We start from the raw sequence: 16,166 nt of genomic DNA, 5'->3' as shown, positions 1-16,166 counted from the left end.
AAATCCGCTGCACCGATATGCAAAAACAGTGATCGTCCATACCCCTGCACGACAAGGCTTATCCCTCCACGAAAACTACTTTCACCGCGTTTGATAATAGCCTGCCGAAATGTTTTAAGAGTTTCACAAGCCAGTCAGTAAACCCTCACCTCGAACAATTCGCATCACTCATCGAGCGCGCCTGTTGTCGCGTTCGTGTTGAGCGCTGTTGCGTGGGCGGCAATCGGGTCCTGCCTGGCGGTGAAACCTTCAAAAACGATAAGAAACACCCAGGAGCACCCTATGTTCAAACGCGCGATTCCCACCGCAGTCCTGTTGGCCACCGGTTCGCTGTGTGCACAGGCGGCCGATTCCGCCGCCCATGGTTTTCTTGAAGACAGCAAGGCCAGCCTGTCGATGCGCACGTTGTACTTCAACAGCGACAATCGCGATGGCGCAGCGGAGCCTTCGAAAACCGAAGAGTCAGCCCAGGGCTTCGTGTTGCGCTATGAGTCCGGATTTACCCGGGGCACGCTAGGGTTCGGGCTCGATGCCCAGGCGTTGCTCGGCATCACGCTGGACAGCGGAGCGGGGCGCCACGTCGGTAGCGGTATGATTCCTTCCGACGGTGACGGCGCGGCCGACACCTGGAGCAGCTTCGGCCCCACGGCGAAGATGCGCCTGGCCAGGACTGAATTTCGCTACGGCACCTTGCTGCCGAAGTTGCCGATCCTGCTGGCCAACGACGCGCGTGTGTTGCCGCAATCGTTTACCGGTGCGCAGGTCACCTCGAACGACATCGATGGCCTGACCCTGACCAGCGGTGTGCTGGAGCACGCGGTCGGGCGTGCCTCGACCGACCGTACAGGGCTGTCGGTCGCCGGCAGTACCCAGGACAGCAACAAGTTCTACTACGCCGGCGCTGACTACAACCTCAGCAAAAGCCTCAAGACGCAGTATTACTTCGCGCAGCTGGAAGACTTCTACAACCAGAGCTTTCTCGGCCTGACGCACATTCTGTCCATCGACAGCGCCAGCTCACTGTCCACCGACCTGCGCTACTTCCGCACCACGTCCAGCGGTGCCAACAGCTCAGCCTCCGGCCGTGCGCAAGGTTATCGGGTATCCGGGTACACCGACGACAACGACGGTGAAATCGACAACAGCACCTGGGTGGCGATGCTCACCTATACCCATGGCGGGCATGCGGTGTCGGTGGGGCATCAACGGGTGGGCGACGGCAGCAACTTCGTCCAGCCCAACCAGGGCAGCCTGGTGGACAAAGGGGCGGGCGGCGGCAGTGTCTACCTGCCCACCGACAAGATGATCCAGAACTTTGCCCGCGCCGGAGAGCAGACGAACTTCGGGCAATACACCTACGACTTCGCGCCCATGGGCGTGCCGGGCCTGAAAGCCTCGATCGCGTATCTCAAGGGCACGGACATCAAGGCGCAAAACGCCAGCGATCAGTCCGAATGGGAGCGTGACATGACCCTGGACTACGTGTTGCAGTCGGGCACGTTCAAAGGGGTGGGGTTCACACTGCGCAATGCCAAATCGAACACCGACGCCGGCCGCAATGTGGACCAGAGCCGGTTCATCATCAACTACACCTTGTCGCTGCTGTAATCACACCACAATCCCCGGTGGGAGCGGGCTTGCTCGCGAAGGCGGTGTGCCAGTCGACATTGATATTGAATGTGCCGGCCTCATCGCGGGCAAGCCCGCTCCCACAAGGACCGCGCAAACCCTGTGGGAGCGGCGGTGCGGCGATCCGACTTGCCCGCGATGGCGGTGTGTCAGATCACATCGATACTGAATGTGCCGGCCTCTTCGCGAGCAAGCCCGCTCCCACAGAAAAATCGATGTTTGGGCTGGCCGCCGCACTGTCGCATCGCTGATCAATGCGGACAGGTATTTTGGCCGTTTCGATCTCCTTTTGGCCTGACTCACGCTGTGAACCGGCCATGCCCTCGGCAAGAATCACAACCAGAAGCTTTACTTCCTTGCCCTTGGCAATTTTCAAGGCCGCTGCCGTGTACAGAACATAAAAACCATCGAACTCACGCCACACTTGGGGAAACGATCCATGGACTCAATGAAACGCATACTGGGCGCCACCGTTTGCGGACTGTCGCTGCTGGCCAGCGCGGTGCACGCCGAACAGCGCGAATTGCGGGTGTACAACTGGGCGGACTACATCCTGCCGTCCGTACCCAAGGACTTTGCCAAGGACACCGGGATCAAGGTGACCTGGGACACCTTCGACACCAACGAGTCCCTGGAAGCCAAGCTGCTCACCGGCAACTCGGGTTACGACCTGGTGGTGCCCTCGAACCAGTTCATCGAAACCCAGATCAAGGCCGGCGTGTTCCAGAAACTCGACAAGTCCAAGCTGCCGAACTGGTCGCACCAGGACCCGGCGTTGCTCAAGCTGCTGGACAAGAACGACCCGGGCAACCAGTACGGCGTGCCCTACATGTACGGCACCGTGCTGATCGGATTCAACCCGGCCAAGGTCAAGGCGGCGCTGGGCGAGAATGCGCCGGTGGACAGCTGGGACCTGGTGTTCAAGCCCGAGAACATGGAGAAGCTCAAGGCCTGTGGCGTCGCGATGCTCGACTCGCCGTCGGAGATCCTGCCGCTGGCCCTGCATTACCTCGGGCTGGACCCGAACAGCCAGAACCCGGATGACTACGAAAAAGCCAAGGCACTGATGCTCAAGGTCCGCCCTTACGTTACCTACTTCAACTCCGCCAAGTACATGACCGACATTGCCAACGGCGATATCTGCGTGGCCATCGGGTATTCCGGCAGCTTCTATCAGTTCGGCAACCGCGCCAAAGAGGCGGGCAACGGTGTGGTCGTCGACTGGCGCCTGCCCAAAGAGGGGGCGCCAATCTGGTTCGACACCTTCGCCATCCCGAAAAGCGCGAAGAACGTCGCCGAGGCCCACGAATTCCTCAACAACCTGCTGGACCCGAAAGTCATCGCGCCGATCAGCGACTTCCTCGGTTACCCGAATGCCAACAAGGACTCGCTGGCGCTGATCAACAAGGACATCACCGGCAACCCGAACCTGACACCGACCAGCGAGGCATTGAAGACGCTGTACGTCGTGCAGCCATTGCCGCAAAAGCTCGAGCGGGTGCGCACGCGGGTGTGGACCAGCATCAAGTCCGATCAGTAACCCCGGAAAACTCATGTGAACTCCCTGTGGGAGCGAGCCTGCTCGCGAAGGCTTAGTGTCAGTCAATGCAGGTGTCGACTGATCCGCCGCCATCGCGAGCAAGCTCGCTCCCACAGTTGAATGTTGTTGTGCTCAAATTCTGCGTACGACATAAAGCCCCCTGTAGGAGCGAGCCTGCTCGCGAAGGCGTAGTGTCAGTCAATGCAGGTGTCGACTGATCCACCGCCATCGCGAGCAAGCTCGCTCCCACAGTTGAATGTTGTTGTGCACGAATTCTGCGTACGACAGAAAGCCCCCTGTAGGAGCGAGCTTGCTCGCGAAGGCGTAGTGTCAGTCAATGCAGGTGTCGACTGATCCACCGCCATCGCGAGCAAGCTCGCTCCCACAGTTGAATGTTGTTGTGCACAAATTCTGCGTACGACATAAAGCCCCCTGTGGGAGCGAGCTTGCTCGCGATGGCGGACTGACAGGCAACAGAGATGTACGGCGCAAGGCTCAGCGAAAAAACTCCCCCGGTGTTTCACCAAACTGCTGACGAAACGCCGCGATAAACGCCGACGTCGAGTCGTAGCCACAAGCCAGCGCCACGTCGGTCACGCGCTCGCCCTGTTCCAGGGGGGGCAGGGCGCCGAGCAGGCGCAAACGCTGACGCCAGGCGCGAAAGGTCAGGCCGGTGTCGCGCAGGAACAGGCGACTGAGGGTTTTCTCGGTGACGCCGAATTGGTCGCTCCAGTGACTGAGGGTGGTTTGTTGCTCGGGGTGCGACTCCAGGCTTTGCGCGATTTGCCGCAACCGGCTGTCCTGGGGCAGGGGCAGCATCAGGTCGATCTGGGGTGCCTCAGCCAACTGATCGAGAATCACCTGGGCCAACCGGCCGTGCGCACCGTCCTGGTCGTATTCCACCGGAATCTGACTGAAGGCACGGATCAACTCGCGCAACAGATCGCTGACCGCCAACACATGACAGCCCGGCGGCGCCCAGGTCGAGACGCTGCAATCGATGTACAGGCTGCGCATTTCCGTGCGCGGCGAACTGAACACCCGGTGCGGCATGCCCGCCGGAATCCACACCGCACGCTCCGGCGGGGCGACGAAGCGCCCGACGCTGGTCTGGATTTCGAGCACGCCCTGGATCGCATAGGACAGTTGCACCCACGGGTGGCTGTGGCGCCGGGTCAGGGCGCGATTGGGCAGCGATTCGGTACGGCCGTAGAGTGGCCTGGGCAGGCTGGACAGCCCGGGAATACTGCGCCGGATACTCTTGTCATGTCCTTTAGGCGGCATCGGTGGGCTCATCGGCGTTAGTCGGTAATATCCAGTCACGTTAGAGTCGCTTTCACGTACTGGCAACCCCCGGATGATCAACCCATGACTCGGCCCCGTTTGTTACCCGACAACTTCACCCTGACCCTGATCGGCGTGGTCGCGCTCGCCAGCCTGCTGCCTGCCAGCGGCCAGGTCGCGGTCGGTTTTGGCTGGCTGACCAACATCGCCATCGCGCTGCTGTTTTTCCTGCATGGCGCCAAGCTGTCCCGCGAGTCGATCATTGCCGGTGCCGGGCACTGGCGCCTGCATTTGCTGGTGTTCAGCCTGACCTTCGTGCTGTTCCCGCTGCTCGGCCTGGCGCTCAAGCCGCTGCTGTCACCGCTGATCGGCAATGACCTGTACATGGGCATGCTCTACCTGTGTGCGCTGCCCGCCACGGTGCAGTCGGCGATTGCCTTTACTTCTCTGGCGCGGGGCAACATCCCGGCGGCGATTTGCAGCGCGGCGGCGTCCAGCTTGTTCGGGATTTTCCTCACGCCCTTGCTGGTGACCCTGCTGCTCAATGTGCATGGCGAAGGCAGCTCGACCCTCGACGCCATCCTCAAGATCAGCGTGCAGTTACTGCTGCCGTTCATTGCCGGGCAGATCGCGCGGCGCTGGATCGGCAACTGGGTGGCGCGCAACAAGAGTTGGCTGAAGTTCGTCGATCAGGGTTCGATTTTGCTGGTGGTCTACGGCGCGTTCAGCGAGGCGGTGATCGAAGGCCTCTGGCACCAGATTCCGTTGCTGGACCTAGTCGGGCTGGTGGTGGCGTGCTGCGTGGTCCTGGCGCTGGTGTTGGTGGCCTCGACCGTACTGGGCAAGGCGTTCGGCTTCAATCAGGAAGACCGCATCACCATTCTCTTCTGCGGCTCGAAGAAAAGCCTGGCGACCGGTGTGCCGATGGCGCAGGTGTTGTTTGCCGGTAGCACCATTGGTGTGCTGATCCTGCCGTTGATGCTGTTCCACCAGATTCAACTGATGGTCTGTGCGGTGCTGGCGCAGCGTTTTGCCAATCGGCCGGAATCGATTCCGGAACTGATGGCCCAGGTTGATCCCTGAAACTCCCGGGAACCTGTAGGAGCCAGCCTGCTGGCGATGGACTCAAGAGCGCCGCGTTCATCCAGATCACACGCGTTATCGTTAACGACCATCGCAGGCAAGCCAGCTCCCACAGGGGACCGTGCCCACGCTAAAACTGTGGGAGCCAGCTTGCTGGCGATGGACTCAAGGACGCCGCGTTTATCCAGATCACACGCGTTATCGTTGATGACCATCGCTGGCAAGCCAGCTCCTGCATTACTGCTTGTCAGCCGCCAATGGCGGGGTGCGTGGCGGGATCATGCGTTTGTTCCCGGTGGACTCGAACGCCGATGCCAGGTGCAGCAGTGACGAGTCGTCATAGGCGCGCCCGGCGAAGGTCAGGCCGACCGGCATGCCGATGTCCGACATCACGCCCATCGGCACGGTGACCGTTGGCACGCCGAGGTGGCGGATGGCGAGGTTGCCGTTGGCGACCCATATACCGTTGCTCCAGGCGATATCCGCCGACTGCGGATCGACATCGGCATTCGCCGGCGCTACATCGGCGACCGTCGGGAACAGCACCGCGTCGAGGCCCAGGCGATCCATCCAGTCCTCCAGATCGAGCTTGCGGGTCTTTTCCAGTCCGCGCAGGCCGTCGGGCACTGTGCTGATCTGGTCCCACGGCGTGATGCCGCGCTCGGCCATGCGCACGTATTCGTCCATGCCGGCGACCAGGTCGCCCTCGCGGTTGGGCAGGGTGCCCGGGTCGTGAGGGAAGATCAGCGGGCCGTCGACATCGACCAGGCGATTCAATTTCGGATCGCCGTTGGCCTGCAGGAAGTCATCGAACGCCCAGGCGGTCAGGTCCCACAGTTCATGGTGCAGGAATTCCTTGGAGACGATGCCGCGATTGAACACGGTCGGCGCGCCAGGACGATCGCCTTCGCAATTGGAGACCAGCGGGAAGTCCACGTCGATCACTTGCGCACCAGCGTCTTCGAGGGCCTTGCGCGCCTGTTCCCAGAGGCCGATCACCGAAGGACGGGTGTTGATGCGCTGGCCGGTCGGGCCACCGATGCCCGGTGCTTCGGACGTGCCGGCTTCAGGGTCGGCGTTGATGTACATGCGTGGAACACCGAACTTCTTGCCTTTGAGCGCTTCGCTGTCCGCCGCCAGCGCGGCATAGGATTGCGGGCGTACCTCGGACGATTTCGGAATGGGCACCCAAGGCTGCAAGCGCCACAGGTCACCGCGAGTGTCCGGGTCATCGGCCACCACCACGTCGAGCACTTCGAGCAGGTCGGCCATGGTCCGGGCAAACGGCACGACCACGTCCATGGTCGGGGTCAGCGGCCAGTTGCCGCGTACCGAGATCACGCCGCGCGAAGGGGTGTAGGCGCACAAACCGTTGTTCGAAGCCGGGCCGCGACCACTCGACCAGGTTTCTTCCGCCAGACCGAAAGCGGCGAAACTGGCCGCGGTGGCCGTGCCGGCACCGTTCGACGAACCGGAGGCGAAAGGGGCGGTGAGGTAGCCGGCGTTGTACGGGCTCTCGGCACGGCCGTAGACGCCGCGCTGCATCCCGCCGTTGGCCATCGGCGGCATGTTGGTCTTGCCCAGGCAGATCGCCCCGGCGGCGCGCAGGCGTTCGATGGTGAACGCATCGCGATAGGCGACCAGGTCCTTGAAGGCCGGGCTGCCGGAAGCGGCGGTGAGGCCCTTGACCAGATAACTGTCCTTGGCGGTGTAAGGGATGCCGTCCAGCGGACCCAGCACCTGGCCCTTGGCGCGACGGGCGTCGGCGGCCTGTGCTTCGGCGAGGGCCTCGGGGTTGCGCACCACCACTGCGTTCAGTGCCGTGGGCGTCTCGGGACCGTCATAGGCGTCGATCCGCGCGAGATAAGCCTGGACCAGTTCAACCGAGGTGGTCTGGCCGGATTCGAGCGCGGCGCGCAGCTCGGCAATGGAAACTTCGGTAACTTCGATCATGCTGCCACCGCCGCTTGCAGGTGGAGGGTCCCAAACACTTCACTTTTCTCGAAATGGACTTTCATATCGTTATTCTCGTTGCACTGTGTGGCACGACAGGGTCGGGTGTTAAAAATACTGAGCACTATTTAGCATTAAACCGGGATTTTAGGAATCCGTTGTCCAATTTATCTTACAGGTGACAGAAAAAAGGCCACCACAACCCGACGTTGTGGTGGCCCGAGGGTGACTCATTATAGTGGCCCGCGCGCGCAGGCCAATGGATCAGTGAGCGCCGGCAGCCTTGTTCAGGTCGCTTTCGGCCCATTCGGTGTAGACGCAGGCGTCCGCGGTGGCCCAGCGCACCCGAACCGGGTCGCCGGCCTTGAGCGGCATGCCGGCGGCGGACAGTGCCTTGACCGTCATCGAGGTGCCGCCGGCAGTGATCACGCTGCAGGTCTGGCTTTCGCCGAGGAACAACACTTCCACGACCTTGGCCGAGACTTCGTTCCAGCCGGCGGCCAGCGGTTCGGCGAGGGCTTGTTCATTGCTCAGGGCCAGGGCTTTTTCCGGGCGTACCATCAGCAGCACGTCCTGATCGGTTTGCAGACTGGCGGTGAGACGGATCGACAGCGGTTGCCCCTCGAAGGTCGCCACCGCATTACCCTGGGCCTTGAGCTTGAGGAAGTTGGAGTTGCCGAGGAACGAGGCGACAAAGGCGTTCGGCGGATTCTGGTAAAGGTCATAACCGCTGCCCAGGCCAACGATCTTGCCGTGGCTGAAAATCGCGATGCGCTGGGACAGGCGCATGGCTTCTTCCTGATCGTGGGTCACGTAGACGATGGTGATGCCCAGGCGCCGATGCAGCTGGCGCAGTTCATCCTGCAAGTCTTCGCGCAGTTTCTTGTCCAGCGCACCGAGGGGTTCGTCCATCAACAGGATGCGTGGCTCGTAAACCAACGCGCGGGCGATGGCGACGCGTTGCTGCTGGCCACCGGACAGTTGCGAAGGACGGCGATGGGCGAATTGCTCAAGCTGCACCAGCTTGAGCATTGCATCGACCCGGCGCTCGCGTTCGGCCGTGGCCAGTTTGCGGATGGTCAGCGGGAAGGCGATGTTGTCGCGCACCGACAGGTGCGGGAACAGCGAGTAGCGCTGGAACACCATGCCGATGTCGCGCTTGTGCGGCGGCACGTTGACCAGCGACTGGCCGTTGACCAGGATCTCGCCGCTGCTCGGCGTTTCGAAGCCGGCGAGCATCGACAGCGTGGTGCTTTTGCCCGAGCCGCTGGAGCCGAGGAAGGTGAGGAATTCACCGTCCTTGATGTCCAGCGAGATGTTGTCCACGGCGGCGAAGTCGCCGTAGTGCTTGTTCAGGTTACGCAGGCTGACCAGGGGTTTGTCATTTTGCTGCGCGGAATCTTTGATCACTGCACTCATGTCGTACTCCTGGCGCTCAAGCGCTGATTTCGTTGCGCCGGCGCAGAGCGGCGGCGATCACCATGACCAAGACCGAGAGGCCGATCAGCAGCGTCGAGGCGACGGCGATCACGGGCGTCAGGTCCTGGCGCAGGGTGGTCCACATTTTCACGGGAAGGGTTTGCAGGGTCGGGCTGGCCATCATCACGCTCAGCACCACTTCATCCCACGAGACGAGGAAGGCGAAGAGGGCGCCGGCGACCATGCCCGGGCGGATCGCCGGGAAGGTCACCTTGAACACTGCTTGCAGGCGCGAGGCGCCGCAGATCACCGCCGCATCCTCGATCGACTGATCGAACAGCTTCAGCGAGTTGATGATCGAGATGATGGTGAACGGCAACGCCACGATCACATGGCTGACCACGAAGGCGAACATGGTCCCGGTGTAGCCCAGTTTCAGGAACAGCGCGTACACCGCCACGGCGATGATCACCAGGGGCACGATCATCGGCAGGGTGAACAGGCCGTAGAGCATTTCGCGGCCGGGGAAGCGGCCACGCACCAGGGCGAACGCGGTTGGCAGGCCCAGCGCGACGGCGAAGAACGTGGTCAGCACCGCGACCTTGAGGCTGGCCATCGCCGCGTTCATCCAGTCGGCGTTGGAGAAGAACTGGCCGTACCATTTCAGCGTCCAGCCCGGCGGCGGGAACACCAGCCATTGCGACGATCCGAACGACAGCAGCACGATGAACACGATCGGCAGCAGCAGGAACAGACCGATCAGCCCGGTGGTGGCATAGAGGCCGAAGCGCATCCGGCGGCTCATGGCATTGGGGGTCAGGAGCATGACGGCTTACCTCGCGTTGCTGGCGCCAACCGGGGATTCCGGCTGGAGCTTCAGGTAGAAGTAGAACAGCACCAGCGTGATCACGATCAACAACGCGGCGCCGGCGCTGGCCAGGCCCCAGTTGAGGAACGATTGCACCTGCTGAATGATGAACTCGGGCAGCATCATGTTCTGCGCACCGCCCAGCAGCGCCGGGGTCACGTAGTAACCGAGGGACATCACGAACACCATCAGGCCACCGGAGAACAGCCCCGGCCGGCACAGCGGCAGGAACACCCGGAAGAAATTGGTCCAGGGGCTGGCGCCGCAGATCGAACCGGCCTGCAGGATCATCGGGTCGATGGCCTGCATGGTCGCCTGCAACGGTAGCACGATGAACGGGATCATGATGTAGCTCATGCCGATCACCACGCCGGTGAGGTTGTGCACCATCTCCAGCGGTTGATCGATGATGCCCATCGCCATCAGCGCCTTGTTGATCACCCCGGAGGCTTGCAGCAACACCAGCCAGGAGTAGGTGCGGGCGAGCAGGCTGGTCCACATCGACAACAGCACGATGTTGAGGATCCAGCGCCCCCAGCCACGCGGCACCAGGGTGATCGCCCAGGCCAGCGGGAAGCCCAGCAGCAGGCTGAACAGCGTGACCAGGCCCGCCACCGAGAAGGTGTTGAGCAACACCCGGGCATAGGCCGAGTTGGCGAACAGTTGCTCGTAGTTGCCCAGGCCCGGCACCGGTTCCAGCACGCCGCGCAACAGCAGGCCAATCAGCGGCGCGAGAAAGAACAGGCCGAGGAACAGCAGGGCGGGGACCAGGTTGCTGGCGCCACGCCAACGCTGCTTCAGCGACGGCGAGGGTTGCTTTGCAAGGGTCTGGCCGACTGCCGAACCGGCAGCGCCGATGGCGCTCCCGGAGGCCGTGGAAGGACGAGGCGCGGTTGCCGTCATTTTCATTTGACCAGCCATTCGTTCCACCGTGTCGCAATGGCCGGACCGTTCTTGGCCCAGTATGCGAAATCAAGAGTGATCTGATCCTTTGCGTAGGCCGTCGGCAGGTTCGGGGCCAGCGCCGAGTCCAGGCGCGCCACGCTGTCGACGTTGACCGGGGCGTAGGCGGTCAGGTTGGAGAAGTCGGCCTGTCCTTTGGCGCTGCTGGCGTTGGCCAGGAACTTCATCGCCGCGTCCTTGTTTTTCGAACCCTTGGGAATGACCAGGATGTCGGCCATGACCAGGTTCTGCTTCCAGCTTACGCCGACCGGGGCGCCGTCTTCCTGCAGGGCATGAATCCGGCCGTTCCAGAACTGGCCCATGCTCGCTTCGCCGGAGGCCAGCAGTTGCTGCGACTGCGCGCCGCCGCCCCACCAGACGATGTCTTTCTTGATGGTGTCGAGTTTCTTGAACGCGCGGTCCAGGTCCAGCGGGTAGAGCTTGTCCGCCGCTACACCGTCGGCCAGCAGCGCCAGTTCGAGGACGCCAGGGCTTGGCCATTTGTAGAGGGCGCGTTTGCCGGGGTAGGTCTTGGTGTCGAACAGCGCGGACCAGTCCTGAGGCTTGTTGGCGCCGAGTTTGCCTTCGTTGTAGCCGAGGACGAAGGAGAAGAAGAACGAGCCAACGCCGTGATCGCTGACGAAGCGCGGGTCGATCTTGTCGCGATCAATGACTTTGAAATCGAGGGGTTCGAGCAAGCCTTCGGCGGCGGCGCGCAGGGCGAAGTCGGCTTCGACATCGACCACGTCCCATTGCACGTTGCCGCTTTCGACCATGGCCTTGAGCTTGCCGTAGTCGGTCGGGCCATCTTGCACAACGGTGATGCCGCTGGCCTTGCTGAACGGATCGGCCCAGGCCTGCTTCTGCGCATCCTGGGTGCTGCCGCCCCAACTGACGAAGTTGACGCTTTCAGCCGCCAGCAATGCCTGGCTGGTGACGCTCAGCAGTCCCGCAAAAAGTACTGCGGTCGCACGTTTGTTCAACACCATTTTCACGCCCTCATTGTTGTGTTTATGAGCGGGGCCTTCGAGTGCCCGCCTATCGGGAGCAGTAGGTCCGTCGAGTCAGTGCTGACTGTCCGGTCTATGGAATATCATATTATGGTATTCCAAACTTTGTGCAAGCACTTTGCCGTACCGGCTATCAGCCAATTTGCTCTTTATGAAGTTGATTTATCCCTAGCCACATTCCTGTGGGAGCGGGCTTGCCCGCGATAGCGGTACATCTGTGACATTGATTTTGGATGTACCGCCGTCATCGCGGGCAAGCCCGCTCCCACAGGGTTTTTTCCATGCAGGAATGACTGCGTATCACTCGGTGAACGCAATACTCTCAACCACCTCCAGGTCATACCCGGTCAAGCCCGCATATTTCAACGGCGGTCCGAGGTGGCGCAGCTTGCCGACACCCAGGTTCTGCAGGATCTGCGCGCCGGTGCCCACCTCCGAATAAATCCGCGACTGCGAACGGCTGAACTGCCGGGGCGACTGGGTCAATTGCGGCACGCGTTCCAGCAGCGCCTGGGAGGATTCGTGATTGGCCAGCACCACCACCACGCCGTGGCCTTCGGCGGCGACGCGCTGCAAGGCGGCCCACAAGGTCCAGTTGGTCGGCCCGCTGTACTCGGCGCCGACCAGGTCGCGCAACGGATCGATCACATGCACGCGCACCAGCGTCGGCTCATCGCGGCGCAGATCGCCCATGACCATGGCCATGTGGACACCGCCTTCGATGCGATCCTCGAAGGTGATCAGACGAAAGGTGCCGTGCACCGTCGGCAAGTCACGTTCACCGATGCGCACGATGGTGTGTTCGGTACTCAGGCGGTAGTGGATCAGGTCGGCGATGGTGCCGATTTTGATCCCGTGCTTGCGCGCGAACACTTCCAGGTCGGGGCGGCGGGCCATGGTGCCGTCGTCGTTCATCACTTCGACGATCACCGAGGCGGGCGTATGGCCGGCCAGGCGGGCCAGGTCGCAACCGGCCTCGGTATGACCGGCACGGGTCAGTACACCGCCTTCCCGGGCACGCAGCGGGAAGATGTGCCCGGGTTGCACGATGTCGGCGGGACCTGCGTTGGCGGCGACGGCGGCGGCCACGGTGCAGGCACGATCGGCGGCGGAGATACCGGTGGTCACACCGACGGCGGCCTCGATGGACACGGTGAACGCGGTGCTGAACACGCTGCCGTTGCTCGGCACCATTTGCTCCAGGCCCAGGCGTTTGCAGTGTTCGTCGGTCAGGGTCAGGCAGATCAGGCCACGGGCTTCACGGGCCATGAAGCTGATCGCCTCGGGTGTGCAGCAGTCGGCGGCCAGCAACAGGTCGCCTTCGTTTTCCCGGTCTTCATCGTCGACCAGCAGGACCATTTTGCCGAGGCGGTAATCTTCGATGATTTCTTCGATGCTGTTGAAGGCCATGCTGGAGTCTCGGTGTTTGTGGGAGGAGTAATGTGGTATACCATAATACAAAATAAACCGAGAGGTCACTATGAAGGCGTACTGGATTGCTCATGTGGATGTCACTGACCCTGATCAATACAGCCAATACACCCGGCGGGCGCCGCAGGCGTTTGCCCTGTATGGCGGTCGGATTCTGGCGCGGGGTGGGCGTAGTGAGGCGATGGAAGGTCGGGCGACGCCGCAGCGTAGTGTGGTGATCGAGTTTGATTCCTATGAGCAGGCGGTGGCTTGCTATCACTCGGCGTTGTATCAGGAGGCGCGGGGGTATCGTGAGGGGGTGGCGTTGGCTGAGGTCATCATTGTCGAAGGCGTGGCGCCGCTTTGAATTGCGAATGCGTACATATCCGTTTCTTCGGTAACGGCGGCTGGCGGTTTCGCCCTTACGGCGAGTCACTTTTTTTACAAGCGCCTAAAAAAAGTAACCAAAAAAACGCTCGCCCCGAACGTACGGCCCCTCGCTGAGGCTCGGGGTACCTTCGCTCCGGTATTCATCCGGGGGCATTGCCCTCCGGTCGGCTTCGCTTCGACCTACATGCAATGAGTTCGACTGCGTCGAACGGCGCTGCGCGCCCATCCCCGGATGAACACCTCCGCTCAGCCTGCCGAGGGGGCGGGTGGATCAAGATCAAGAGCGGCAGGCGAGCTAACGCTCGGCCTGTTGAGTGGTGAGAAGCGGCGCGGTATGGGCTGCTCTGCTTTTGCTCTTCTGTGGGAGCGAGCCTGCTCGCGAAGGCGGCCTGACAGCCGACCAATTTCTTTCAGATGTACTCGGTCAAATTGTGGGAGCTGGCTTGCCAGCGAAGGCGTCCTGCCAGCCGACCAATTTCTTTCGAATGTACCCAGCTCAACTGTAGGAGCGAGCTTGCTCGCGAAAAACCTGAGAGCACCGCGGGGTGTCAGGCTCCCCGCGTCATCGTTGACCTCCATCGCGAGCAAGCTCGCTCCTACAGGCCGGGCGGCGTTCCGTTTTTCCAAGTGCCCCGCCGTAAGGGCGGAACCATCAGCGGCCGAATGGATATGTACACCTTCAAAAAAATACCCCCGCCCCGCAGATCCCCCCGATGATTATTTTTTGTCGGCCATCGCTTGCGTGTAGCGGTCGATAGTTGGGCACCGTGTCCGGGCTGAGCAAATCTGACCGGAGCCCAATAATGATAAAAAAATGCTCGGCCACAGCCGGAGTCCGCCAACGACTTCACCGGCTTGGCCATACCCGCCCGCAACCGCTTGCATTGGCGATTCTTGCCGTACTCACGGGGCCGGCCTGCGCCACTACCTTTGACCTCAACGAAGACTGGAGCCTGTCGACCAGGACCAGCCTGAGCCTGGGCAGCAGTTGGTCGACGCAAAACCCCGACAAAAGCCTGATGACCCGCGCCAATGCCTTGCAGGCCCAGGGCGTGAATGCCAATGGCAGCAGCGTCAGCGCCGACGACAACCGGCTGAACTTCGAGAAGGGGGATCCCATCTCGCAGCTGTTCAAGGGCCTCACCGATTTCAGTCTCGATGGCCAGGGCCAGGGCGCGTTCCTGCGCTTCAAATACTGGTACGACCACGCCTATGAAACCGGTAATGGCCGCTTCAAGGATTTCGACGATTCGGGCTGGGACGACCTGTCGAAGTTCAAGGGCTTCCAGGTCCTCGACGCCTACGTCTGGAAAGACTTCCAGGTGGCCGACCACCCGCTGAACTTGAAGGTCGGCAACCAGGTGTTGTCCTGGGGCGAGGCGCTGTTGATCCAGAACGGCGTCAACGTGATCAACCCGCTGGACATCTCGGCGTTCAACCGTCCCGGCGTGGAAATCAAGGAAGGCCAGTTGCCGGTGGAGATGGTGTCCTTCAGCTTCGGCCTGACCGACACCACCAACCTCGAAGGTTTCTACCAGTACAACTGGCGGCCCAGTGTCCTCGACGGTTGCGGCACTTTCTTCGCCAGCAGTGACGCGATTCAGCCGGGGTGCGGGCCGTTGTACCTGAGCCAGGTGCAGACCGATGAACAGATGCAGGCCGCGGGTTTGTACGCCACCTCCCGGGGCAATGAGTCGCCGTCCGATTACGGTCAGTTCGGCTTCGCCCTGCGCCAGATGATCCCGGCGCTGAACGATGCTGAAGCCGCGATCTACTACATCAACTATCACTCGCGGTTGCCGTATTTCACCCTCAACGCCAGGAACACTTCCTTGCCGGGCACCTTTCCCGGTGGCACTCAGGCGCCGAGTTATGCGGCGGCCTTCCCGGAAAACATTCACCTGTACGGCATCAGCCTCAACGGCGTCGAACCGGTCACCGGGATTTCCCTGGCCGGCGAACTGAGCTACCGGCCGAACATGCCACTGGCGATCAACGCACCCGACGTCAACGTCGCCGTGATATCCGGGCCGGGGGGCAGCTCCTGGGTGCAATTGCCGGACGGCTTCAGCACCACCAATGGCAGCCAGTTCGATGCCTGGGAACGCAAGGGTGTCTGGCAGATGACCGGTTCGGCCACCCAGGCCATCGACAACGTGCTGGGCGCCACGCGCCTGAGCCTGTTCGGTGAAGCCGGTGTCGTGCACATCGACGATCTCGGCGACGAGCGCCTGGGCCGTAGCGCCGCGTTCGGCCGCAGTGCTCCGCGCAACGGCACACCGTGCAACACCGTGGCCTCCGGCGTCACCAACCAGTACTGCACCGACAAAGGCTTTGCCACCGAGTGGTCGTGGGGTTATCGCCTGCGCGCCAGTCTCGAATACAGCGATGTGTTGCCGGGCATCAACCTGATTCCGGCCGTCAACTGGAGACATGACGTCGAGGGTTATTCCTACGATCCGCAAGGGCCGTTCCAGGAAGGCCAGCAAGCGCTGGGCGTGAGCCTGACCGGCGTCTACATGAACGATTACAGCGTGGAACTGGCCTACAACGCCTTCTTCGGTTCCAACGACTACAGCACCCTCGACGACCGCGATTTCGCATCCGTCAGCTTCAAGGCAGACTTCTAAGGAGAACC

At 61.9% G+C, this 16,166-nt stretch carries 13 protein-coding genes and 1 pseudogene; 5 read left to right on the top strand and 9 right to left on the bottom strand.

Going from position 1 to position 16,166, the window contains the following annotated elements:
• The first annotated feature begins 282 nt into the window (after positions 1-282).
• Entirely contained in the window at positions 283-1,608 is a 1,326-nt protein-coding gene (locus KW841_RS28040; RefSeq protein ID WP_218480558.1) for an OprD family porin, read from the top strand.
• Between the two features lie 175 nt (positions 1,609-1,783).
• Here the strand turns inward: KW841_RS28040 and KW841_RS28035 are convergent, their stop codons facing one another.
• Entirely contained in the window at positions 1,784-2,053 is a 270-nt protein-coding gene (locus KW841_RS28035) for a hypothetical protein (protein ID WP_218480557.1), read from the bottom strand.
• 15 nt (positions 2,054-2,068) lie between these two features.
• Between KW841_RS28035 and KW841_RS28030 the strand changes: the two genes are divergently transcribed.
• Positions 2,069-3,169 carry a polyamine ABC transporter substrate-binding protein gene (locus tag KW841_RS28030; RefSeq protein ID WP_218480556.1) on the top strand — a complete coding sequence of 367 codons (1,101 nt, stop codon included), beginning with the start codon at positions 2,069-2,071 and terminating at the stop codon, positions 3,167-3,169.
• 495 nt (positions 3,170-3,664) lie between these two features.
• Here the strand turns inward: KW841_RS28030 and KW841_RS28025 are convergent, their stop codons facing one another.
• Positions 3,665-4,453, bottom strand: coding sequence for a helix-turn-helix domain-containing protein (locus KW841_RS28025; protein WP_218480555.1), 789 nt, complete (start codon positions 4,451-4,453; stop codon positions 3,665-3,667).
• 84 nt (positions 4,454-4,537) lie between these two features.
• On the opposite strand from KW841_RS28025, the gene KW841_RS28020 reads away from it, so the two are divergent.
• On the top strand, positions 4,538-5,536 hold the full coding sequence (locus KW841_RS28020; protein WP_218480554.1) for a bile acid:sodium symporter family protein: 999 nt from the start codon (positions 4,538-4,540) through the stop codon (positions 5,534-5,536).
• A 237-nt stretch (positions 5,537-5,773) separates the two neighbouring features.
• Here KW841_RS28020 and KW841_RS28015 read toward each other — a convergent pair whose 3' ends face one another.
• From KW841_RS28015 to ribBA, 6 genes are all read right to left on the bottom strand, one after another.
• Positions 5,774-7,489, bottom strand: coding sequence for an amidase (locus tag KW841_RS28015; protein WP_218480553.1), 1,716 nt, complete (start codon positions 7,487-7,489; stop codon positions 5,774-5,776).
• Positions 7,490-7,753: 264 nt separating this feature from the next.
• The gene (locus tag KW841_RS28010; RefSeq protein ID WP_007976224.1) at positions 7,754-8,908 is read right to left on the bottom strand and encodes an ABC transporter ATP-binding protein; all 1,155 of its coding nucleotides are present in this window, start codon (positions 8,906-8,908) and stop codon (positions 7,754-7,756) included.
• Between the two features lie 16 nt (positions 8,909-8,924).
• On the bottom strand, positions 8,925-9,734 hold the full coding sequence (locus KW841_RS28005) for an ABC transporter permease (RefSeq protein WP_007976227.1): 810 nt from the start codon (positions 9,732-9,734) through the stop codon (positions 8,925-8,927).
• A gap of 6 nt (positions 9,735-9,740) precedes the next feature.
• Positions 9,741-10,685: an ABC transporter permease gene (locus KW841_RS28000; protein ID WP_015095695.1), complete on the bottom strand. Its 945-nt coding sequence runs from the start codon at positions 10,683-10,685 to the stop codon at positions 9,741-9,743.
• On the bottom strand, positions 10,682-11,707 hold the full coding sequence (locus tag KW841_RS27995) for an ABC transporter substrate-binding protein (protein WP_007976232.1): 1,026 nt from the start codon (positions 11,705-11,707) through the stop codon (positions 10,682-10,684). The genes KW841_RS28000 and KW841_RS27995 overlap by 4 nt, the downstream gene beginning before the upstream one ends.
• Positions 11,708-12,028: 321 nt before the next feature.
• The gene (gene ribBA, locus KW841_RS27990; protein WP_126045298.1) at positions 12,029-13,138 is read right to left on the bottom strand and encodes a bifunctional 3,4-dihydroxy-2-butanone-4-phosphate synthase/GTP cyclohydrolase II; all 1,110 of its coding nucleotides are present in this window, start codon (positions 13,136-13,138) and stop codon (positions 12,029-12,031) included.
• Positions 13,139-13,208: 70 nt separating this feature from the next.
• On the opposite strand from ribBA, the gene KW841_RS27985 reads away from it, so the two are divergent.
• Positions 13,209-13,505, top strand: coding sequence for a DUF1330 domain-containing protein (locus tag KW841_RS27985; protein ID WP_095967716.1), 297 nt, complete (start codon positions 13,209-13,211; stop codon positions 13,503-13,505).
• 521 nt (positions 13,506-14,026) lie between these two features.
• Here the strand turns inward: KW841_RS27985 and KW841_RS29880 are convergent.
• Positions 14,027-14,107 (bottom strand): annotated as a pseudogene (locus tag KW841_RS29880) (outer membrane lipoprotein carrier protein LolA); the annotation flags it as partial.
• A 224-nt stretch (positions 14,108-14,331) separates the two neighbouring features.
• Between KW841_RS29880 and KW841_RS27980 the strand changes: the two are divergent.
• A complete protein-coding gene (locus KW841_RS27980; RefSeq protein ID WP_218480552.1) occupies positions 14,332-16,158 on the top strand; it encodes a DUF1302 domain-containing protein in 1,827 nt (608 codons plus the stop codon).
• Positions 16,159-16,166: the final 8 nt, after the last annotated feature.

Source organism: Pseudomonas sp. PDM28 (genome assembly GCF_019219115.1).
Taxonomy (GTDB): domain Bacteria; phylum Pseudomonadota; class Gammaproteobacteria; order Pseudomonadales; family Pseudomonadaceae; genus Aquipseudomonas; species Aquipseudomonas laurylsulfatiphila.
Note: the sequence above shows the minus strand (reverse complement) of the source record. Positions and strands in the feature narration are given on the sequence as shown.